Origin of the sequence: Alkalihalophilus lindianensis (genome assembly GCF_032843265.1) — a bacterium.
In the GTDB taxonomy this organism is placed as follows: Bacteria; Bacillota; Bacilli; order Bacillales; family Bacillaceae_D; genus Alkalihalophilus; species Alkalihalophilus lindianensis.
Map to the genome: position 1 here is coordinate 1 of NZ_JAWJBA010000145.1, position 315 is coordinate 315.

Below are 315 nucleotides of genomic sequence, written 5' to 3' on the forward strand. Positions count from 1 at the left end.
GTTATGGTATCCCCGCCAGATCGTCAGGGCTGTTTGCCGGCAGCAGTGCTTGTCGCTGCTAAGGAAGCAGGTGTCGAGGAAATTTATAAGGTAGGCGGGGCCCAGGCGATCGCGGCGCTTGCCTATGGAACCGAGACGATTGCTCCCGTTGATAAAATTACCGGCCCGGGAAATATATTTGTTGCCTTGGCTAAGCGGGAAGTATTCGGTGATGTCGATATTGATATGATTGCCGGCCCTAGTGAGATTGCGATTTTAGCAGATGAAACGGCACGGGCGAATGAGGTCGCGGCCGATCTGTTATCCCAGGCGGAG

The 315-nt window shown here is 54.3% G+C and carries 1 protein-coding gene; it reads left to right on the forward strand.

Annotated elements, in window-relative coordinates; genetic code table 11:
• The coding region (locus tag RYX56_RS21700; protein ID WP_317124030.1) for a histidinol dehydrogenase at positions 1 to 315 on the forward strand (315 nt) is incomplete at both ends.